We start from the raw sequence: 21,193 nt of genomic DNA on the forward strand, positions 1-21,193 counted from the left end.
AAGGGCGGTAAAAATTTAAAGGAAGAAATCCATACGGAAATAGATCGGCGCTTCACGTTCAGTGATCGGCCCCGGTCGTTCCAAAGAGTGTGCAAAGGTCACCGTGGCGGCGACGTTCTGGCCACGCGCAAACAGGTCGACCGAGTTGCTGCTCATACGCCCATGCTGTTCGGCGTTGTAACGTCCGTGACTGATCACGCCTTGGTCGTAGCCGAGGCTGGTGCCGTACTCGCTGAACACTGGCTGCATCCACGCCCAGGTCACCGGACGACTCCAGCGCAGGTCGTTGCGCCAATAGCCGCCGCTATCGCCAATCAGCGTCTGATCTTTGTAGCCGCGAATCGACGACTGCCCGCCCAGGCTCATTCGTTGTGGGCTGAACAATACGTCTTCGCTGCGCTGGCCGGTCATTAGGCTGCTGAAACTGAACGACTCCCCTAACAACTTGAACGGGTACAGGTAGCTAAGGGTCGCGGTGTATTTGCGGTAGCGCGCATCGGCCTGGCCGGGGCGTGGGTTGTGATTGGCCTGGGCGTCGAACGCACCGATGCCGTCCTGCATGCCCAGGTCGATGTTGAGGAACGAACCGCCCATACGTCGACCATGGTTGATGCCGAACTGGGCCTCGCTGAGGCGGTTGCTGCTCAGATCGAGCTTGCTGTCTTCGACGAAGTTGTTGGTACGTAGATACGCCAAGCCGGTGCTCAAAGAGGTTTTGCTCAGGGCGTCACGGTGAATAACCCGTTCCAGGCGTAACTGATGGTTCTGGCTATCGCCCGATTGCTTGAAATTGAAGTCGCTGGCTTGAGCAAGTGAGCGGTATTCGGTTTCGCTGTAGCTGTAATTGAGGTTCCACCAACCGAACGGCAGGCTGTAGTTGAGCATAGAGTTGCGCGAGGTTTTCTGGTGGTCACTGACCGCATCGTGGCCGCCACGCAGCGACAATTGATCGGCCAGACCGAGTGGATTATCCCAATCCAGGCTGACGCCCCACTGCTGCTCGCCAGTGGCGCGCTGGCCGCCGTTGTGGCGCGACAGGCCGACGCGCCACGGTTTCTGCGGGGTGTTTTTGACCAGCACTTCGCTGCCGCCCACTTCTCTGCCGGGCGCCAACTCCATCTGGGCCTGGTTCGAGGGCAGACGGTTCAGCTGATCTACCATTTGCTCGATTTCGCGCAGGTTAAGCAGGTCGCCCGGTTTGCCTGGGAAGCTCATGGCGAGTTGGCGGTCGGTGATGCCGCTGCCCTCCGCGCCCTTCATGCCTTCCAGACGGCCTTCCACCACTTGCACCTTGAGGTCGCCGCTGGCGAGGCTTTGTTGCGGCAGGTAGGCACGACTGGTGACGAGGCCTTTGGCGAGGTAGTGGTCGGTGATGACCTTGAGCAGATCATTGAGCTGAGGTACGCCCAGGCACTGGCCAATGTAAGGCTTGAGCAAGCTGTTGCGCTCGCCTTCGGAGAGGGCGTCAGCGCCGGTGAGTTCGATGGTTTTGATCAGGAAACAACGGGTGTCTGCCGGGGCTGTCGGTTTGGCGGAGGCAGCGGTTTTGCCGGGCAGATCCTTGAGTTCTTCGAGGCGGCGCTGCTGCTCTTCGAGCAGGCGATCCTGACGATCGCGGATCAGGTCGGTGACGCCCGGCGTGTTCTGCAAAGGAGCTGCGTGCCCCACTCCAACTGTGCTCAGGCAAAAAAAAGCGGACAGCAGGCAGAGCCTGGTCCGATGTACCGAACGCCACATATCTAGATCCCTCTACATGGCCCTGTGCCACTATTTGGCGGCGATCTTATAGTGTCGATATAATGGCGTCAATTAACTCCACATTTTTGTGTCAGGCCGCTTTAGAGTTAATTGGAGTATTCCAGATCACGGGTTGGCCACTTGACGATGAGCGTTCGTGCGCCAAGTGGAGTACAGACTCAAGCACGGCGGGCATAAAACGCGTCCAACCTTTAGGAGCCAGGTCATTGATCACTCAAGTTGCAAGTGAGTTGGAATCGGGCCCGACACCTCAATTGATTCCAAACCTAACGGTTCAACACTCGGGGGTCACTGAATCGACTCGGCATGTCTAGAGGAATGCTTCTGAAGGCACACTGCCGGTTATGGTTGCACCTAAGTGTCAGCGGATCTGAAGAAGTGATCCCAGCCAGCGGTATGTCCAGCTCTGTTAGGATTGTGCTTGTAGGTCCTTGAGAAGCAACATGAACAAAGAATGGACTGAAGAAGAGATGCGCCTAGCGTTGTTCGGCAACACTGAAATATCTGCGTCGGTGAGCACCGCCCGTGTGGAAGAAAATCCAGCCCTCCTCATCCCTTCAATAATTTACAAAGCGAAAAGCGATACTAAACGAACGACTTTTCAATTCAATTCTACGATAAAGAAAAACCCTCTACCCCAATCCAGTTTTCCTACTGGCAGGGGTATTTCCATGCGAGACACTCAGAGAAATCTTCTGCGCATGGATGCCGTCAATGCTCCCCCTCTGCTCCCTCAGGCTTCCAGCCTTTTTGATGTACTGCATGGCCTCATCAGGCTTCGCCTCTGCTGCTGACGACGAACATCAACAACTATCCCTAATGCTTCGTCAGCTTGATTATTTAGGCCGCTTGGCTGCATCACCCGACACATTTTTGATCGATCCAAGTGCCCGGTATACATTCGACTACCCTCGCTTTTCCGCTGACATCAATCTGATGCGCCAAGGCATCAACGAGTACCTGACGCCATCTCGCGCTCAACCTCGTAACCCGCCCAAGTTGACCGGTCACTACACCCTGCCAAGCGCTTCTCAGCCATGAGCATGAGCCAACCGCAGCTCATCGCGTTTCGGGCTTTAGGTGGGTTCACACCACAGCAAAGCACCACGCTTTTCATCGGTTTGGTCCTGGCCAGTGCCTTGGTCTTCGCTGCCTGGGCGCTCGGTAGCGGCTATCGCGGTTGGGCCACCGGCCAGATTTCACAGGCGAAGTTCGTAGGCCTGACGCTGAAGGTAACCCTAATCTACATCCTGCTCACGTTCCTGTTGCTGCACTGATGCGGCACCAACGTTCATTCATCGCCATTGGAGGCACAACATGTATATTCGCCCACTCTTCAAGAACCTCGTCCGCCGCTTTCCCCCCTACTTAATGATCTGCTCCGCTGTTCTATCGGCCGGTACTCACGCGGCGCTTCCTCAAATGGAGGCACCCAGCCGAGGTGAAGGTAACGGCATCATCCAAACCCTGCAGAACCACGGTTTCGACATCGTAGGCCTTATCGCCCTCGCCATCGCCGCCGCAGCCTTTTGCGGTGTTGCGTATCACGCCTATGGGTCCTACTCCGAAGTGCAGAGCGGCAAGAAAACCTGGGGGCAATTCGGGCTGACTTGCGGTGTAGGTGCCCTGCTTTTGGTGATCATCATCTGGCTGCTGACCAAAGGCACAGGCGTGCTGTGAGACGGGTGCTCAATGAAAAGGGATTTAGATCAGCAGTTACCTGACGGCACCTTGCGCTTCATACCCACGCGGCTTAACCGCCAGCCCATCATTGTCCTGGGCCTTACCGCTGACGAGATGTGGATCACTGTCGCCGCGTCAGCAGTGCTGGGCACTGCGATCGGCGTTGCAGCAGCGGTGCTCTTCGAGAGCATCGCCTTAGGTCCCACGATGATGATGCTATGCATCGCCCTGGGTCTGCTAATCGGTGGAAAACTGCTGCGCCGTCACAAGCGCGGCAAACCCGAGACGTGGCTCTATAGGCACCTGCAGTGCTCCATCGCCAAGCGTTTCCCGTTACTCACTGCTTGGACTGGCGGTTCGGATATCGTGGTGCGCTCAGGCCTTTGGAGCACTCGCCGGAGCCGTCATCCATGAGCCGCTTCAAAAACGAGGTAGCTCGACTCGAAGCTCACGTGAAAACGCTGCGCGTCGGCTGCGGGTCACTTCTCGGCGTAGCTCTGCTGATGGGCGTTGGATGGTGGGACTCTCCGAGGGACCTAACTATTCACAACCCACCAGACCTACGATCAGGCAGCACGCGCAAATGGTGGGAAGTGCCACCCGAATCGGTCTACACCTTCGGCTTTTACATCTTCCAACAGCTCAACCGCTGGCCCACCGACGGGGAAAAAGACTACCCACGCGCCATCCATAAACTCAGTGCCTACCTGACACCGAGCTGCCAAGCCGAACTTGAAAGCGACTTTCAGAAGCGTCAAACGGCGAGCGAACTGCGCAACCGTACTCGTAGTGTATTCGAGCTCCCGGAACGGGGCTACGGAGATGACCCAGAGCTTCGTGTCAGGGTACAAAGCCGAGACCGATGGCTGGTTCACTTGGACCTGGCCACGGAGGAGTTCTACGGCTCGGAGCGCGTCAAGCAAGCCTTTGTCCGCTACCCCTTGAAGGTGGTGCGCCTGGACGTCGATCCAGAGAAAAACCCTTTTGGCCTGGCCCTGGACTGTTACGACTCCCCCCCGCAGCGCATCGCACCTCCCGTCCCGCCCACCAGCCGCTCCCCACACAAACAAGGAGGCCAGTAATGCGCCGATTGCGTTATGCCCTGCCACTCGGACTGGCATTCACAACCGCACAGGCTGTCGAGATCATGACCTGGGAGCGACTGCCTTTGCCTGTGCCTCTGCATATTGGCCAAGAGCGCGTCATCTTCATCGATCAGAACGTCAGAGTCGGCGTACCCCGATCGCTTACTCACACCCTGCGCATTCAAAGCACCGGCGGCGTGCTGTACTTAAGGGCCAGCGCGCCTATCCCTCCCACGCGATTACAGCTGCAGGATGTGCACACAGGCGAAATCATCCTAGTGGATGTCGCTACTACAGAGGCCATCGATCAGCAGTTACTTGAGCCCGTAAAAATAGTCAAAGCTGCCCGCCCCCCGAAAAGCTACGGATCTGTCCACGAGCGGTCGGATACCGACGACGATCCATCCTCCCCCGGCACTGCACAGGCGAAGCCAGAGCACCATGAAACGCCGCTGCCGGTTGTGCTCATCCGCTACGCCGCACAGAGCCTTTACGCCCCCTTACGTACTGTAGAGCCGCTACAGGGTGTCATACAGGTCGGGCAACGCCGTGCCCTTGATCTAATTAACCTGATGCCGACTCAGCCGGTGAACGCCACCCTCCTTGGCGCCTGGCAACTGGAGAACTACTTCGTCAGCGCCATTAAGCTGAGCAACACGTCGACTCAGCCCTTAAACCTGGACCCTCGCGAGTTACAGGGCGATTTCATCAGCGCGGCGTTTCAGCACCAAACCCTCGGGGCAGCCGACCTTCCCACCGATACTACTGTCGCCTACCTGGTAACCCGAGGCAAAGGCTTAGCTGAAGCATTGCCACCTACGGTTAGCCAGGTCGACGCCAGTATCAACCTCAAGCCATCCCAGGGAGGTGCTCATGCACAGTAATGGATTGCTCAAATGGCTGATCCTGCCCTTAATTCTGCTGGTCGTATTTGGGGCGTTCAAAGCCTGCTCCAACAAGCCGCCGTCAGCATCGTCCTCTAAGGCAAATGAACCAAGGCTGACCGAGGAGGAAATGAAGCAGCTCGGCATTGAAGGCGATACACCAAACGACACGGTGGCCACCTTGGTAGCCCAGACCAAGGCGATGCGCAGCGAACTTAAAGCCTTGCTCTCCGACAACAAAGGTCAACAAGAAGAAAACACACGCTTACGCCAACGGGACAGTGAGATTGATCAACGTATTCAGCAAGCCTTGAGCACCGAATTGCAGAAGGCGCCGCCCAAGGATCACCGCCGGCTAAACGAACAGGAAACACAAACCCTGCTGGAGGATCTTAAGCAACGCCTCTCCACTGAGTTTTTGAGTAACCGAAGTGCCGACCTTCCCATAGGCCTGGGATTGCAGCCTGGGGATGGTGACCAGTTCTCCAAAGGTGAGGATGATCTGATCTGGATCGCTCCTCAGGACGCCACGACGGTGGATTCACAGGGTAAACCGATACCCAGCGGATCCAACAAACCCTCTACAGGCTTCAGCTTTCCTGATGCCTTCAGCGATGAGATCAATCGTGGTCAGCGAGAATTGAAAGCTGCCACCGAAGCTATGGGACGCAATATCAAAACCTCCGAGGAGAAAGAGTCGGCCAAGCCCGTCTATACCTTGCCGGAGAACAGCACGCTTACAGGCTCTATCGCCATGACAGCCCTGATCGGCCGGGTACCGGTTGATGGCGTGGTTAACGACCCCTACCCCTTCAAAGTACTCATTGGCCCTGACAACCTCACCGCGAATGGCATTGATCTGCCGGACGTCGCAGGTGCGGTCATTAGCGGCACTGCCGCAGGTGATTGGACGCTTTCCTGCGTGCGGGGGCAAATCATCAGCATGACCTTCGTGTTCAGTGATGGTCGCATCAGCACAGTACCCACCCCACAGAAGCTCACTAACCGTCAAAGCACAGGCCAAGCCAGTGGATCAAGCATGGACAAGATCCAGGGCGGAATTGGTTGGCTCAGCGACCCTCATGGCATCCCCTGTATTTCGGGTGAGCGGCGCTCCAACGCTGAACAGTACCTGGGCACCAAAAGCTTGATCACCGCAGCCGGCGCCGGCGTGGCCAAACTGCTGGAATCAGATCAACAAGGCTCAAACACGCTATTCAGTGCATCCGGCACGCCTGTAGGAAATGGAGCAACCGGCACCGACGCGATGAAAACCATCCTCTCAGGCGGTGTGAAAGACATCGGCGACTGGGTTAATAAACTCTACGGCCAAGCCTTCGCCGCCATCTACGTGCAGCCCGGCGCCCAAGTGTCCGTGCACTTGGACCGACAGCTAGAGATCGACTACGAAACGTTGGGCCGCAAGGTGCGGCATGCTTCTGGAGGTACCTATGTATCCGAGCTCGATTAACCCTTCTTTGCTGGTTCTACTCGGTGTGTTGCTCATCAGCGGATGCAGTACCAGCAGGGATCAGCTGCTTCCCCATGGTCCGCAGAACATGATGGACATCTGGGATGCGAACACCAGGTCGGCGTCACCAGGCTCTATCGATCGGCAATTGCATGACGCTCGCGCGTTCTTGCAAAGGCCAATGGATGAATCGATCACGGATACCGCTAGCTATACCCGAACCTCTCAAACCGAGATTTACAGCCAGTTTAAGCGCCTCCCAAACCCTGACCTAGTGATGTACGTCTTCCCTCACTTGACTGGCACCGATCCCGTACCTGTACCCGGCTACAGCACGGTCTTCCCCTTCTACCAGCGCATTCAATACGCCATGCCCGGCGAACGGACGGAGGACTACTGATGGAACAGAAAAGGTCGGATGCAGGGAAGGATCACATCGAGAAGCTCGCGGCCCATGGATTACCTGAGCCTGGTGCATGGAGGACCTCTCAGACGCGTCCAAGCACAGTCGCTGATGAGCGAGCCCTCTATGCAAACGCACCCAGCTTTGTCGACATGCTGCCTTGGGTTGAATTTCTTCCCGAGTCCCAATGCATGCTGCTGGAGGATGGAGAGTCAGTGGCTGCGCTTTATGAGCTGACCCCGGTTGGTACAGAAGGACGGGAGGCTAGCTGGCTGCGTACGGTGCGAGACGCTCTGGAGAATGCGCTGCAAGATAGCTTCGACGAATTGGAAGACCAACCCTGGGTTGTTCAGCTCTATGCGCAGGATGAGACGGATTGGGACGGTTACATGAGAAACCTCCGGGCGTACATCCAACCTCGGGCTCAAGGAACGGCTTTCACCGAGTACTACCTCCAGATGTTCGAGCAGCATCTGCAGGCTATTTCCAAGCCGGGCGGTTTATTCGAAGACACCGCGGTGACCAAACTCCCTTGGCGGGGCCAAACTCGTAAAGTGCGGATGGCCATTTATCGCCGCAGCAAAGGCTCGTCCTCCCGCCGCGCCCAATCCAGTGAACAGGCACTCAACAGCATTTGCGATCGGCTGGTGGCCGGGATGGGAAATGCGGGTGTGAAATCTTGCCGCATGAACGCCTCACAGATTCACAACTGGCTATTGCGATGGTTCAACCCTGACCCGCGATTACTGGGCAATAACGCTGAAGCACGAAAAACCTTTTACCAGTTGGCGGCGCTGCCAGAAGACAACGCATCTGATGAACTGGAGCTAGCCAGCGGCACGGACTTTGCGCAACGACTGTTCTTCGAGCAACCCCGCTCAGATGCAGAGCAAGGCCTTTGGTACATGGATGACATGCCGCACCGTGTGGTGGTGCTAGATCGTCTTCGATCCCCTCCCCCCACAGGTCACCTGACAGGCGAAACGTCTAAAGGTGGCGATGCCACCAACACCCTGTTCGACCAGATGCCTGAAGAGACCACTCTGTGCATCACGATAGTGATCACACCGCAGGACATGCTGGAATCGCACCTCAATCACCTGGCAAGTAAGTCAGTCGGCGATACGCTTGCGTCTGAGCAAACCCGGGAAGACGTCCAACAGGCAAGGTCCCACATTGGCAGCGCTCACAAGTTGTACCGAGCAGCCGTGGCCTTCTATCTGCGCGGCGAAAATATTCGGCAGCTAGACGAGCGCACGTTGCGGCTTCACAACGTCATGCTCAACGCCGGGCTACAGCCAGTGCGCGATGAACATGAGGTCGCGCCGCTCAACAGCTATCTACGCTGGCTGCCCTGTGTGTTCAATCCAGGCGTTCGTAACAGCAAGTGGTACACGCAACTGATGTTTGTACAGCATCTTGCCAACCTAGCGCCCGTGTGGGGGCGTAGCGAAGGCACCGGCCATCCCGGGATAACCTTCTTCAATCGTGGTGGAGGCACGGTCACCTTTGACCCACTCAACCGCCTGGATAGGCAGATGAATGCCCACCTCTTTCTGTTCGGGCCGACCGGCGCCGGCAAGTCGGCAACATTGAACAACATTCTGAACCAGATCACTGCGGTATACCGGCCACGCATTTTCATTGCGGAGGCCGGCAATAGCTTTGGCCTGTTCGCAGACTTCGCCAAGCGCCTGGGCTTGACGGTCAACCGGGTGAAATTGGCGCCCGGTACGGGGGTCAGCCTTGCACCCTTTGCCGATGCATACCGACTGATTGATACACCTTGTAACGTCAAAACGCTGGATGCTGACGCGATGGATGACTCAGAGCCCACGGAGGACGAAGAGCGAGATGTACTGGGTGAACTCGAAATCACTGCTCGCCTGATGATTACCGGCGGCGAAGAGAAAGAAGAACAGCGCCTGACTCGCGCTGATCGGAGCATGATTCGGCAGTGCATCATCAATGCTGCAAAATCCTGCGCAGATCACCATCGAACGGTCCTGACCCAGGATGTGCGAGATGCGTTGAGAGCATCCGGTAATGACGCAAGTCTGCCAGAACAAAGGCGCGTCAGAATGCTGGAAATGGCCGACGCCATGGACATGTTCTGTCAGGGTTCAGATGGTGTTCTATTCAACCGTGACGGTACGCCATGGCCGGAGGCTGACATCACCATCGTCGATCTCGCCACCTATGCCAGAGAGGGCTACAATGCTCAACTCTCAATTGCTTACATCTCGTTGATTAACACAGTGAATAACATCGCTGAACGTGATCAGATGCTCGGCCGGCCGATCATCAATGTCACTGACGAAGGCCACATAATTACCAAAAATCCGCTGCTCTCCCCCTATGTCCTCAAGATCACCAAGATGTGGCGCAAGCTCGGAGCCTGGTACTGGTTAGCCACTCAGAATATCGATGACCTTCCCAAAGCAGCAGAACCGATGTTGAACATGATTGAGTGGTGGATCTGCTTGAACATGCCACCCGATGAAGTCAACAAAATCGGGCGGTTCCGCGAACTCAATGATGCTCAAAAAACGCTCATGCTCTCAGCCCGTAAAGAGTCAGGGAAATTCACGGAGGGGGTCATCCTTTCGAAGTCCACCGAGGTGCTTTTTCGAGCAATACCGCCAAGCCTTTATCTGGCGATGGCAATGACTGAGCCAGAAGAAAAAACTGAGCGATTCAGACTGATGAATGAGCATGAAATGAGCGAGCTGGATGCCGCTATGGCAGTGGCTAAAGCCATTGACCAAAAGCGCGGCATGCTCATTTAAGGTGGAGCGCGTTAGCGGACCTCGAACTTCAGATGCGAAGCATTAAACATTATCGCCCAGCCGAATCTCAGAATTACGGCTCATCGGAAGTATCAATTGCAGGGGTAAGGCACGCCATCGTATCGTCGGTCATACTTATCCGCCTTTTACCGGACAGCATCTAACCGTCCAAGGGCGATGGCGTGCTCTGGCGCCCTTCCTTCAAGCTTAGGCGGCGGAATGCAATCCACTCGTTGTAGACCATCTGGAAGGTATGTCTGACCTCGGCTTCAACCTCAAAACGCCGCTGCTTAAAATGCTCGCAGGATTGATATTCTGCGCAGTGAGCTTGCGCGCTTCATCACGGCGTTCACGCGCTGTTTCAGGCTGAGTTCAGAGTAGCTGCCAAAGGACATGCGCTGTTGGCGCGCTTCCCAATAATAGCGAAACAGCCAGAGCTTCCCGCCCGCCTTGGTCACCCAAAGAGATAGGCCATCAAAGTCGCTGAGGGTATAGTTTTTACCGGTGGTTCGAGCATGCCGAACGGTGAATTCAGAGAGAGGCATGGTGAGCTCCTGTGAGAGAGTCAGCACCTGATGCTCGTCTGGAGACCCGAGCGGAGCCAGTCAAAATACGGACTTGAACGGGCCCGGAATGTTGTACCTAATCCTGTAGTTGTTCGTACTGGATTACCCTGGATTCCAGTGGTTTTCCGCAGAAACGAAAAAGACGCCTAAGCGTCTTTTTCGTGGATCCCAGCGCCCAGCGGACTTGTGAGAATCAATATTTGGAGCGGGAACGAGACGTGCATTGGGAGGTTTACTCGTTGAAACTGTTGAGGTTTATTTTATTAAATTGATGCAAGAATACTTGATGATGTACTTGTTTCCTGAGGCTTTTCAGACACAAAAAGACGAAAGGTCTGAGTAAATGCTTGGATGCGCTGCCTTTGATTCTGGATACCATTTCCCCCAAGGTGGCGCTGCCAACCTGGAGGAAAAATCGTAGTCGAATTGAAGCTATCTCAGTTCGAAACCTGCTCAAGGAAAATTAGTTGCAGAGGTTCACTAAGCAAGTCATCGGCCGTTGTTGCAAATTGCTTGAAGTACGGCGTCGCGAAATGCGCATCGAGTGCCGCCTGATCCTTGAATGCTTCACGCATATAGAATGTTCCAGGGGCGTCACGTAGTTCAAACAGCACATAGTCAAGGTTACCCGGCTCGGTGCGAGTGGGTTTAACCAGTGCCAATAGTCCTTGCTTTAGCGCCTCCTGCTTGCCTGGTTTAGCCTTGAGCACGGCGATGGATATCAAAGGTTTTTGCACGAACGTAGCTCCGCCAGAAGAAAGAGTGGAGGTTTGGCTTTCGCATCCTATGGCCGACGACGCCAGCAGGACCAATCCCGTTAATATGATCAGAATCTTCACACAAAGCCTTCCAGAACAACCTTGCCATGTGCTTTGTTGCTTTCGACCAACGCGTGGGCGCTACGCATATTGGCTGCATTAATAGCGCCAAAATTCGCACCTAGCGTGGTTTTCAATATGCCTTCGTCGACCAATCGGGCAACACGATTAAGCAGGTGATGTTGGTTGATCATGTCCGGGGTTTCGAACAGTGAGCGCGTAAACATCAACTCCCAATGCAGGGACAATGACTTCAACTTGAGCGGCATCGCATCGAGACTGCGAGGATCATCGATCACCCCTAGGCGCCCCTGTGGACGCAACACTTCAATCAATTGCGGAAGATGCTCTTCGGTGTGTGTCAGGCTGGCAACATGACTGACATCAGCCAGCCCCAGCGCTTGCAATTGGGCCCTCATCGGCTGGCGATGATCGATAACATGGTGGGCCCCCATGCGCTTGACCCACTCGATAGTTTCGAGGCGCGACGCGGTACCAATCACGGTCATGCCCGTCAGCTTACGGGCCAATTGAACCAGCATTGATCCCACACCACCGGCAGCGCCGACGACGAGCAACACATCGCCATTGCCGCCGCCTTCGCTGACGCCAAGACGATCAAACAATAACTCCCAGGCGGTAATCGAGGTCAGCGGCAATGCCGCCGCCTGCGCAGCCCGCAGAGACTGCGGTCGGTGTCCGACAATACGCTCGTCCACCACCTGCAGTTCACTGTAGCTGCCCGCCCGGATAAGCGAGCCAGCGTAGTAAACCTTATCACCGGGTTTGAACAGTGTGACGTCAGCCCCCACTTCACGCACCATGCCGGCCGCGTCCCAACCGAGAATTTTTGGTTCTTTGGCGAAGGTCCCGGAACGCACTTTGGTATCCACAGGGTTGACTGCAACGGCTTCAACCTCCACCAACAAATCCCTGGGGCCAGGCTTGGGCGCGGGGATATCCACATCTTGCAGAGAGCGTGGGTCGTTGATGGGCAGACCGTGCTCGGTAAAGGCAATGGCTTTCATGGCAACTCATCGGTAATGGGGTTACCTGCATTTTCACCGTTCCCAATACAGAGAAAAACCTACAGAATCCAACAACACTTTCACTCCCGGAAAGAAAATGATACGTGTAGACGACCTTGGGCTTTTTCTTCGCAGCGCAGCCTTGGGTAGCTTTACCGCGGCGGCAGTCGAAGCCAACTTACTGCCCGGGCAAGTTGCAGCCGCCATCAAGCGGTTAGAGCGAGAGTTGGAGGTGCGCTTGTTTACACGAACAACGCGCAGCCTACGTCTGAGCGCTGAAGGCGAACAGTACTTGTCCACGGCACGCTCAGTGCTGGAGCACCTGGAACAAGGCCGCGCCAACCTGCGAGGCGACAACGCCCCATTGCGCGGTACCTTGCATATCGCCGCACCATCGGACCTGGGACGCAATATCCTGCTGCCGTGGCTCACAGATTTTCGACGTTTTCACCCTGAGTTAAACCTGCGATTGTTGCTCTCAGACCAAGTAAGCAACTTGTTTCGCGACCCGGTGGATGTGGCCATCCGCTACGGTCAGAACCGAGACGCCAGCTATATCGCCCCTACCCCTGGTTCCTCTGAACCGTCGCGTGCTTGTGGCGTCACCGAACTACCTCTTACGGCATGGCACGCCCATGATTCCTCAAGACCTGGTGCAGCACGTTTGCCTGCCCTATCTGCAAAATGGCAGACTGCATGACCGCTGGCAGTTGGGAGCAGAAACGGTACACGTCACCGGTCCGTTGTTCAGCGATGACGCTGACGTGGTACGCCTCTGGGCGCTGGAAGGAGAAGGTCTGGCCTACAAGTCATGGTTGGATGTCAGCGCCGACGTGCAGGCGGGACAGCTAGTGGTGGTTTTGGCCGACTATCCCGGAGACGTGTACCCCCTGAGTTTTGCCTGCCCCCACCGTGGGCAAATGTCGCGAGCGGTGACCGAGCTTCATCAGTGGTTGAGGCAGCGGTTCATCGCTATTGCTCCCTTTGTCAGAGAGCAATAGCAAAGTGCTAGTGACTGCTAGGTGTTACTGGTGACTAGCGAGTTGAGAGGCGAAAAACTGTCATCGGCCATTCTACCTGAGAGCTGCCACCGTTAAATAGGCCGACACGGTCCATCTGTGCAGCGGGCAGCAACAAGCTACCGTCCAGATCGAGAAACGGCGCATCTACCCAATGCAAACGCTCATCGACAATCAAGGTATCAATACGTCCGTCAGGTCGACGTACACGGATCGCGTCAGCAGCCAAGTCAGAGAAGTATAAATTCCCGCCTGCATCCATCACCGTACCGCCCGTAGGTGGTAAGTCAGCAAAAGGCAAAACACGAACTGCGAGTTGCTGGGGCGTTAACGTCGACGAAATCAGGTCAGCAATACGCACCCTGTACCAAGGGCCCTGCAGCGCGCCGTAATACAACCACACGCCATCAGGGCTGACCTCCAGCGGATCGGCATTGACACGCAACGGGGAGCCATTAGGCGTGTTTACGGTCTTACCGCTGAGGATAATCTCTCTATCCGTGCCAGCGCTGACCGAGTAATGCCCATCCAGCACACGTTTTGCGTTACCACTATGCAGATCGATGACAATGAGACCTGCGTTACCGGCATCCGTCACAAAAGCATGATTGCCCTGAAACCGGACATCATCGACGTAGCTCCCTGGCTTTGCGACATCACTGGAAAAAGGGTAACTGCGCACGACCCGTTTTTTGTCCAAATCGATCGCAACGAGTTTGGCCCCGCCGGGAATAGGATCGCCTCCAAATTCGGCAGCACCGGTATCCACCACCCACAGCATCGAGCCTTCAAGACGCAAGGCATTGATGTTTACAAAAGCATTGCTCGCCTCTTGCCCAGGCGCCCAGGCGTTCCAAGCCCTATCGGGATAAGCCTCGCTCTGTCCTTGTGCATCGACAATGGAAAGCTGCGCTCCCGCCCCCCCCGTCCAGCGTGGGCCCGCCACATATGTGTGATCTTGGTAATGAGCCACGGCATTCCAGATCTGATTTCGACTTTGCAACGCAACCTCAAGAGTCGGCGCCTTATCTGGCAAGCTCACACAACCTGCCAGTAAAATTGCGACTGCTAACCCGCACGACAATGATCGTAACCCACTCATCACAACGCCTCCTCAGTCCATCGCTGGGAATAATTGGGTTGCTGATTATGAGCGTAAGCGCTGGGTGGAAACGGTACGCCCCCATTTTTCAGATTTAGGTTCCACAATTGAGTAAGTCCAGCCTCGTCTTTTCGAATCAGGGTGATACGGGGTTTAAGCAGCATCGTGATATCCATCGTCGGTGTATTGAGAGATATCCAGCCTAATGACAGACGTGCTGTGATAGCCATCCGCGATCGTCCACATACACTTTCAATGGAAAATTGAAAATAACCCAAAAAAGCAGCCAAGGCTGATGCTGAGATTCGCGGAAAGCGTAACCGTAATACTGCTGCGGCAACCCATTGTCGATTCAGTCATTTGAATACTCCAGTTAGTGTTTTTATAGATCTGGAGAACAGGAGAAACCGCCTCTGATTCATGCAAGGCATGGGTATGACCAGGAGCCATGTACAGAACTTAAATTGGGTCGATTTTGATGATCGAACCGCTTCTTGCGGCCTCTGAGATTGCTTCGGTGATGATGAGATTCCGTAGTCCGTCGCGCACGGAGACCAGAGGCAGTTCCGTACCTCGTATGACGTTGCAGAAGTGATCCAGTTGGATTTCAAGCGGGTCTTTTCGGTTAATGCTAGCGACCCCTGTACGAAAGGGTTTCCACCATGACCGGTCTTTGGGGGCTGCGTAGTATTTGAGCCGCATTGTTGGAACTGACAGCGAGCCGTTTTTACCAATGATGACGTAGCAATCTTCATCCTCGTAGGTGGGATAGCTCTTATTCTCCTGTGATGTTTGTTCCCAACTGCGGGCGCACCCGGCGCTGTCAGAAAGCAAGAATGAACCCAGCACGCCGCTCTCAAAGCGCAGGCCGATACACACGGTATCTTCAACAGGAAATCCACGTGCGGCATTTGACTGCATCGCCTGAACAGCAACAATTTCACCGCATAGCGAACGCAGGTTGCCGATCTCATGAATCATGTTGATCAGGATTGGACCACCACCTTCCTGGCGTCGCCATACAGCAGAATCGAAATAGTCATCCGGTTTGTAGAACAAAGCGCTCCCCTGCACAGCAACGAGATCTCCTAGGATATCGTCACGTATGACCTCGCGAGCACTGTCAAGTATTGGGCTGTACGCACGATGATGCCCGACGAGCAGCTTAGCGCCGGTGGCGTCAGCGGCCGCGAGTAACCGCTTGCCTTCCTCAACGTTGTGCGCCACCGGTTTCTCGATTAAAGCGGCAACGCCAACCTCAATGCATTGCAAGGTCTGTTCGACATGTAGCGCGTTTGGGGTGGCGAGGATGACACCATCAGGCTTGTCCTCGGCGAAGCAGGTAGCAAGGCTTGAATATTGGCAGACCCCAAGTGAATCTAAGTAGGGTGTATCAATTTGAAGCGGATCGATAACTGATGCCAGTTCACAGGAAGAACTCGCCCGGATGAGTTCAATATGGCGTCGACCGATGAGGCCGGCGCCGGCTACCACAATTCTGATTTTGGACATGCTTTAATCTTCGCGAGAGTTATTGTTATAAATCTCGACATGATAAAGGTCGGGATTCGATCTGCTAGGATCAAGGCTACTATCAGCCAGTAAGTCTATAATTGGGCCATATGGAAAATAAGAATTCTCCCATAGTGAACAATGATCCCTTCCTCAGGGATTTGCTTCTGTTCTCCGTTATCGCAAAACGTGGCAGTTTTATCGCCGCGGGGACCGAACTTGGAATTTCTCCCGCTCACGTCAGCAAGCGTGTGTTGGCGCTGGAGGAAGCGCTGGGTTGTAAGCTGTTTAACCGCACGACCAGGCGTGTTTCGATCACCCAAGATGGGGAGACAATGCTCGTTTGGGCGCAAACGATCATGGACAACGTCAATGGGATGCTTGAAACATCACTGGGTGATCGTATCGAACCCAGGGGCATGCTACGTATCAGTACCAGCCAGCGAATCGGGCGATTTCATATCGCCCCAGTGCTTACATTGCTTCGTAAACGCCATCCTAAGCTAGAGGTATGGCTGGAATTGGTTGACCGTCGAACTGATCTCATTCGCGAGCAGTTCGACATCGACATCCGAGTTGGAGAAGTTCACGAACAGAATCTAATTGTCCACAAGATCGCGGATAGTCAGAGGATCCTCTGTGCTGCACCAACTTACCTGAAGGAACGAGGGAATCCAGCAGCCTTGAACGATCTTCAACGCCATGATTGTCTGCTTTTTCGTGGCAGGGATCAGAGCTTTGGCGTATGGCGCTTAGAGGGGCCTAACGGCCCTGAGTCGGTTAAGGTCACAGGGCCGATGGCGTCTAACCACAGCGATATCGTCCGAGAATGGGCGCATGAAGGTTTCGGAGTCATAATGGCATCAACCTGGGACGTTGCTCCGAGCATAAGTAACGGGAAGCTTGCCCGCATTTTGCCTGCTTATTTTCAGCCAGCAGACGTGTCCGCAGTGACCACGGTTCGGGCTTCTGGGTCGATGAAAATAAGGGTATGTCTGGAGTTTCTAAGTGCACACTTAAGCTCAGGGCCTTATGCATTGAGAAATAAATAGTTTTTTCACCTGGCACTTTTTCTTCGGCGCGACCTGTAGCCGATTTCGAATTCATAGTCGGTGAAGTAATAGCTGATGCCCTTCTGTTCGCATTCGGCCAACTTACGACCGAAAACTGGTCGTCCGATTGTGTTGAAGAAGTCAGTTTTTCCGTAAGCGTCTGGGCAACACAGGTCGAGAGTCAGTCGTTCTCCTAAGCAATCGAGCATTTCGGCACTGTTATCGAGCATTTCGGCACAGTAACCACTCTTTACTCAACCTAGACTCGAGCTTCACTTTAAGACTCAGATGGAGTCACGATGAGAATCAGATCAATCCTACCTGCACTTTCCATGGCAGTAACACTCAGTGGATACGCTGCCGATTTCTCACTGACGAGCCGGGATATTGCCGATAATCGACCGCTGACCAGTCGTGAAGTGTTCCAAGGCTTCGGCTGCGAAGGTGGCAACACTTCTCCAGAGCTTTCCTGGATAAACGCCCCTGCGGGTACTAAAAGCTACGCGATCACCGTTTACGATCCCGATGCACCAACCGGTAGCGGTTGGTGGCATTGGACGGTGTTTAACCTGCCAGCTTCCACCAATAGCTTGCCAAGAGGAGTGGGGGCGAACCTGCCTGTCGGTGCAGTACAAGGGCGAACCGATTACGGCCAGCCGGGATTTGGCGGAGTATGCCCACCTGCGGGAGATAAACCTCATCGCTATGAATTCACTGTATGGGCATTAAAAGTCGATAAGCTACCGCTCGACAACCAGGCAAGCGGAGCCTTGGTGGGTTATATGCTCAACGCCAACGCCTTGGCCAAAGCGACCATTACTTCAACTTACGGACGTTAAGCACGATGCGCCCTTGTGACGGCATACAGCACCGCGAAAATATTATCGATGCATGTGTCATACGGGCGCGACACCCCCTTACTTTGCCAAGGGTTCCGGTGTTCGTGACCACCTTATGTCGAGTGCAACAAGGGGAAAAATTATTGCAATGGGATGATCGTGAGATGCGCGCAGGGCCTCATCATCTGATTCTGATGCCGGCCGGGCGCGAGCTTGGTATCTCCAACATCCCAGGCCCTCACGGTCACTACATCGCCGATGCGGTGACCTTCCCCGTCTCGACATTGCGTAACTTCAGCACCCGATATGGCCAGCAGATTATAAGCCGTCGCGATGTACTGAAGACCGACCTATGCGTTCCTTTGGACAGGCACACAACGCAGGCATGGGAGCAGTTGTTGGCCGCCATCAATGGGAATGCCCCCCAGGCACTATGCACACATTATGGGGAAGCTGTTCTTCTGAGCCTATGCCTTGGCGGCCAGGTCGGACCTCTGCTGATGGGACGCAACGATCCACTGTGTGAACGTGTGCAGCAACTGATAATGGCCAGCCCGGAAAGAAACTGGACGGTTGCAAGCATCGCACAACACATGAATCTGGGTGAGTCGACTTTGCGGCGCCAACTGGCGAAAGAGGGTAATAGTTTCAGGAATATTTTGGAGAGCGTTCGACTGTCGACAGCATTGCAACGATTGCAAACAACTTCTCGCCCGATCGGTGAAATCGCCGGTGCGTGCGGTTACGCCTCGGCCTCACGTTTTGCTGTTCGCTTTCGCCTACACTATGGCCTGTCACCACGTGAATTGCGGGCAGCGATATGAGCATATCCGTGAGGTCTTCGCCTATTGTTGCTGCCCTACACGCGATTGACCCTCGCGCTCGACGTAACACGGACTACTGTCGATATCTTCGGACTGTCATCCCGTTGTGCAACTAAAGCGATTGACAGCATGCGGCAGCAATTGGCGATTCACTCGCCCTCTGCATGGGCAGCCGCGTGAGCACATCTTTCAAATAAGCATGCGGATCATGGCCATTCAATCGCGAAGACTAGATCAAAGTCATTATCGCCCCGCTGCCCGTTTTACGCTGCGTAGCGACCCTGCGAAGAGCCAACTCTTGGGTCCACGAGCCCATGGTCAGATTTGGCTTTCGCGCCAGATATTATCAATGGGTACGGCCACGTCATCGAGGTAGCGCGTGAGCGCTATCCAGTGTTTGAGGTCCAACACCTTGGCGATGACCAATTCCTCAGGCACTAACTGCCAATAGGCGATCATCCAAGTATGAAGTGAGTCGATGATCCGCGGTACTTTTTCCTGCCGTATTCGTTGCCGGGCCTCCGTCTCCAGCTCACGGACTTCTCGTTCAACTTGAACAAGGCCGAATCTAGTTCAACGCTTATTCGCTAACGTGGCTTTTGTTGGTCGCGTTTAAGTCGAAGAAATTTCGGCGGGCATGGGCCACGCAGCCGATCTCCATGACGCGCACCTCAAAGCCTGCCTTGTAGCCCGCGAAGTCTTCACAGACCTGCATGCAGTTTCAGTTGCCCAGGAAGGCTCGAACATGTTCGCCAGCGCGGCTCGGGCTGAAATCGTAAACGACAGCAGCAAGTTTGAGAACTGGCTGGTGGCAAAAATTTTAAATACTAAAAAAACTTAACCAGGTAATGAAAAACAACGCAATTGAAAAATACTTTATATTCACTAAGAATTCGTAGGGGCGTTTGTTTACGCATGACGCCGCTTATTCATCAGACACCCTTTAATTTCCATTATTGTTTATGAAACCTCCAAAACCAAAGAAATGCAGCAGCCACAACAAGAGTCTGCCAAACCATAACGAGCAGCGTTCCTGAATCATGCTTCATCTCAACTAGCCGGAAATCATCGATAGCAACTCCTGTTAAAAACATCACAACTATGAACATAAAAAATAAAAAAATGATGACTTCAAATACTCTTGCAATAATTTTTTTTCGCGCTGTGCTCATTATTACTCTCCGAGAAGCTTGCCACTGATCATATAAAATCTATTGAAGTTACCGCTCTAGCTTAACCACTCGCGACCACACTAGTGCTGTGTCCGACGGCACAAAGGAGTGCAAACATCCTTGACTTTGCTAAACTGCTCGATTGGTAACTTTGTTATGTTGTCTCTGGACACATTCACTCGAATGTAACTGTAATACGTCCCATTGAAACAATATTGGTCGTTGCGGTGAGCGACGCATGTATGCTCGCAACATTTGCCGGATTTATTACCCTGCTGGATTAATTCCCACAAACTACAGGGTTGCCGCCAAACGCTCGAATGCACTCATTCATTTGGCGAACGTTAAGATTATCAATGCTCGGATTTCCAGTGACTTCAGGCCGAGGCTTTTGAATGAACAAAAAATTTATACTCGGTGTGTTTTGTTTTATAGAAAATAGCTTTTGCTCGGGATTGACCTCTCCCACCATAGACTCTAGTGAATTCAACGAGCGACCAGAAGTTACTTCATACTTTTGCGGCAACGATCTATTGGGGGACTCGACTGCTAAAGACATCGCGGATAGACTGCTAAGAAAAATGCAAATAGCAGTTTTTTTGTACATACCCATTTTCACCCCCCATAAACTATAACTAATAGTAACGCCAATCAGATTAGATAATTAATTTGAAAATGGACAACAAGGGCGGCCAGTTGGACTACCCAAAAACAGATGTTCCAAAGATCAAATTTCCCATTCGCATCCACAGAATCATTTCACCCTTGATAACTTTATAAAAAAGAGGCATAAAAAAGGGGCTTATACGCCCCAAAGCAGAAACACAAAGAGGTAAAAACTCGCTAATACCGAAAAAGCCTTCCTGGCACTCCCTCTGATCATTAGCCCCTTTTCACTGCTGATCAAAGCTAGTCGGTATTAGCGAGCGGACAATAACGGCATTTATCTTGATTTAAGAAGCGAGGTAAAGAACCCCAAATCAAGAAAATGCTATGTATCGCCGGCACCATCGGATCCTGGGTTCGGGTATGAGAACGAACCGAGGTTCTGTGGCACGCATCCAGTATGATCACTTAGCAGCAAACGAAAAAAGTTATTAATCATTAAATTAAACAATAAATAAATCATTAATCTTTAGCGCCTTCTCAGCTTTGACATCCATCCCTACAGCAAGGGCGAGGTCATGC

General features: G+C 53.9%; 20 protein-coding genes and 2 pseudogenes. 14 read left to right on the forward strand and 8 right to left on the reverse strand.

Annotated features, from left to right (window positions below; genetic code table 11):
- Positions 1 to 15: 15 nt before the first annotated feature.
- The gene (locus ATH90_RS19305) at positions 16 to 1,737 is read right to left on the reverse strand and encodes a ShlB/FhaC/HecB family hemolysin secretion/activation protein (protein ID WP_098467061.1); all 1,722 of its coding nucleotides are present in this window, start codon (positions 1,735 to 1,737) and stop codon (positions 16 to 18) included.
- A 464-nt stretch (positions 1,738 to 2,201) separates the two neighbouring features.
- Between ATH90_RS19305 and ATH90_RS29420 the strand changes: the two genes are divergently transcribed.
- The 10 genes from ATH90_RS29420 to ATH90_RS19350 all read left to right on the forward strand — a co-directional run bounded on the left by ATH90_RS29420 (position 2,202) and on the right by ATH90_RS19350 (position 10,073).
- Positions 2,202 to 2,552 (forward strand): hypothetical protein, encoded by a 351-nt coding sequence (locus ATH90_RS29420; RefSeq protein ID WP_170041088.1) that lies wholly within the window; start codon positions 2,202 to 2,204, stop codon positions 2,550 to 2,552.
- Positions 2,553 to 2,577: 25 nt separating this feature from the next.
- Positions 2,578 to 2,799 (forward strand): integrative conjugative element protein, RAQPRD family, encoded by a 222-nt coding sequence (locus tag ATH90_RS19310; protein WP_478212369.1) that lies wholly within the window; start codon positions 2,578 to 2,580, stop codon positions 2,797 to 2,799.
- Positions 2,796 to 3,035, forward strand: a complete 240-nt coding sequence (locus ATH90_RS19315) for a TIGR03758 family integrating conjugative element protein (protein ID WP_098467062.1) — start codon at positions 2,796 to 2,798, stop codon at positions 3,033 to 3,035. The genes ATH90_RS19310 and ATH90_RS19315 overlap by 4 nt, the downstream gene beginning before the upstream one ends.
- Positions 3,036 to 3,129: 94 nt before the next feature.
- A complete protein-coding gene (locus ATH90_RS19320; protein WP_244906017.1) occupies positions 3,130 to 3,438 on the forward strand; it encodes a TIGR03745 family integrating conjugative element membrane protein in 309 nt (102 codons plus the stop codon).
- A gap of 12 nt (positions 3,439 to 3,450) precedes the next feature.
- The gene (locus ATH90_RS19325; protein ID WP_098467064.1) at positions 3,451 to 3,855 is read left to right on the forward strand and encodes a TIGR03750 family conjugal transfer protein; all 405 of its coding nucleotides are present in this window, start codon (positions 3,451 to 3,453) and stop codon (positions 3,853 to 3,855) included.
- Positions 3,852 to 4,523 carry a PFL_4703 family integrating conjugative element protein gene (locus ATH90_RS19330; RefSeq protein ID WP_098467065.1) on the forward strand — a complete coding sequence of 224 codons (672 nt, stop codon included), beginning with the start codon at positions 3,852 to 3,854 and terminating at the stop codon, positions 4,521 to 4,523. The genes ATH90_RS19325 and ATH90_RS19330 overlap by 4 nt, the downstream gene beginning before the upstream one ends.
- A complete protein-coding gene (locus tag ATH90_RS19335; RefSeq protein ID WP_098467066.1) occupies positions 4,523 to 5,410 on the forward strand; it encodes a TIGR03749 family integrating conjugative element protein in 888 nt (295 codons plus the stop codon). Before ATH90_RS19330 ends, ATH90_RS19335 begins: the two co-directional genes overlap by 1 nt.
- Positions 5,400 to 6,881 carry a TIGR03752 family integrating conjugative element protein gene (locus ATH90_RS19340; RefSeq protein ID WP_098467067.1) on the forward strand — a complete coding sequence of 494 codons (1,482 nt, stop codon included), beginning with the start codon at positions 5,400 to 5,402 and terminating at the stop codon, positions 6,879 to 6,881. The genes ATH90_RS19335 and ATH90_RS19340 overlap by 11 nt, the downstream gene beginning before the upstream one ends.
- The gene (locus ATH90_RS19345) at positions 6,862 to 7,281 is read left to right on the forward strand and encodes a TIGR03751 family conjugal transfer lipoprotein (protein WP_098467068.1); all 420 of its coding nucleotides are present in this window, start codon (positions 6,862 to 6,864) and stop codon (positions 7,279 to 7,281) included. Before ATH90_RS19340 ends, ATH90_RS19345 begins: the two co-directional genes overlap by 20 nt.
- A complete protein-coding gene (locus ATH90_RS19350) occupies positions 7,281 to 10,073 on the forward strand; it encodes a conjugative transfer ATPase (protein WP_098467069.1) in 2,793 nt (930 codons plus the stop codon). Before ATH90_RS19345 ends, ATH90_RS19350 begins: the two co-directional genes overlap by 1 nt.
- A gap of 290 nt (positions 10,074 to 10,363) precedes the next feature.
- On the opposite strand, the gene ATH90_RS19355 is transcribed toward ATH90_RS19350, so the two are convergent.
- The 3 genes from ATH90_RS19355 to ATH90_RS19365 form a co-directional block, all read right to left on the reverse strand.
- Positions 10,364 to 10,618 (reverse strand): Arm DNA-binding domain-containing protein, encoded by a 255-nt coding sequence (locus ATH90_RS19355; protein WP_244905995.1) that lies wholly within the window; start codon positions 10,616 to 10,618, stop codon positions 10,364 to 10,366.
- A 458-nt stretch (positions 10,619 to 11,076) separates the two neighbouring features.
- The gene (locus ATH90_RS19360) at positions 11,077 to 11,376 is read right to left on the reverse strand and encodes a putative quinol monooxygenase (RefSeq protein WP_098467704.1); all 300 of its coding nucleotides are present in this window, start codon (positions 11,374 to 11,376) and stop codon (positions 11,077 to 11,079) included.
- 98 nt (positions 11,377 to 11,474) lie between these two features.
- The gene (locus ATH90_RS19365; RefSeq protein WP_098467070.1) at positions 11,475 to 12,485 is read right to left on the reverse strand and encodes a zinc-binding alcohol dehydrogenase family protein; all 1,011 of its coding nucleotides are present in this window, start codon (positions 12,483 to 12,485) and stop codon (positions 11,475 to 11,477) included.
- 97 nt (positions 12,486 to 12,582) lie between these two features.
- Between ATH90_RS19365 and ATH90_RS19370 the strand changes: the two are divergent.
- Positions 12,583 to 13,486 (forward strand): annotated as a pseudogene (locus ATH90_RS19370) (LysR family transcriptional regulator).
- Positions 13,487 to 13,520: 34 nt separating this feature from the next.
- Here the strand turns inward: ATH90_RS19370 and ATH90_RS19375 are convergent.
- Positions 13,521 to 14,606, reverse strand: coding sequence for an L-dopachrome tautomerase-related protein (locus tag ATH90_RS19375; protein ID WP_098467071.1), 1,086 nt, complete (start codon positions 14,604 to 14,606; stop codon positions 13,521 to 13,523).
- Positions 14,607 to 15,065: 459 nt separating this feature from the next.
- On the reverse strand, positions 15,066 to 16,118 hold the full coding sequence (locus ATH90_RS19380; RefSeq protein ID WP_098467072.1) for a Gfo/Idh/MocA family protein: 1,053 nt from the start codon (positions 16,116 to 16,118) through the stop codon (positions 15,066 to 15,068).
- A 134-nt stretch (positions 16,119 to 16,252) separates the two neighbouring features.
- Here ATH90_RS19380 and ATH90_RS19385 point away from each other — a divergent pair, with 134 nt between their 5' ends.
- From ATH90_RS19385 to ATH90_RS19395, 3 genes are all read left to right on the forward strand, one after another.
- Positions 16,253 to 17,170, forward strand: a complete 918-nt coding sequence (locus ATH90_RS19385; RefSeq protein WP_342352877.1) for a LysR family transcriptional regulator — start codon at positions 16,253 to 16,255, stop codon at positions 17,168 to 17,170.
- A gap of 299 nt (positions 17,171 to 17,469) precedes the next feature.
- Positions 17,470 to 18,009, forward strand: a complete 540-nt coding sequence (locus tag ATH90_RS19390) for a YbhB/YbcL family Raf kinase inhibitor-like protein (protein ID WP_098467074.1) — start codon at positions 17,470 to 17,472, stop codon at positions 18,007 to 18,009.
- 5 nt (positions 18,010 to 18,014) lie between these two features.
- The gene (locus ATH90_RS19395; RefSeq protein ID WP_098467075.1) at positions 18,015 to 18,833 is read left to right on the forward strand and encodes a helix-turn-helix transcriptional regulator; all 819 of its coding nucleotides are present in this window, start codon (positions 18,015 to 18,017) and stop codon (positions 18,831 to 18,833) included.
- A 96-nt stretch (positions 18,834 to 18,929) separates the two neighbouring features.
- On the opposite strand, the pseudogene ATH90_RS19400 reads toward ATH90_RS19395, so the two are convergent.
- Together ATH90_RS19400 and ATH90_RS19405 are read right to left on the reverse strand one after the other, a co-directional pair.
- A pseudogene (locus ATH90_RS19400) lies at positions 18,930 to 19,650 on the reverse strand (IS66 family transposase); the annotation flags it as partial.
- Positions 19,651 to 19,786: 136 nt separating this feature from the next.
- Complete coding sequence (locus ATH90_RS19405) at positions 19,787 to 20,005, reverse strand: hypothetical protein (protein WP_098467076.1); 219 nt, start codon at positions 20,003 to 20,005, stop codon at positions 19,787 to 19,789.
- Positions 20,006 to 21,193: the final 1,188 nt, after the last annotated feature.

Source organism: Pseudomonas lurida, from assembly GCF_002563895.1.
Lineage (GTDB): Bacteria > Pseudomonadota > Gammaproteobacteria > Pseudomonadales > Pseudomonadaceae > Aquipseudomonas > Aquipseudomonas lurida.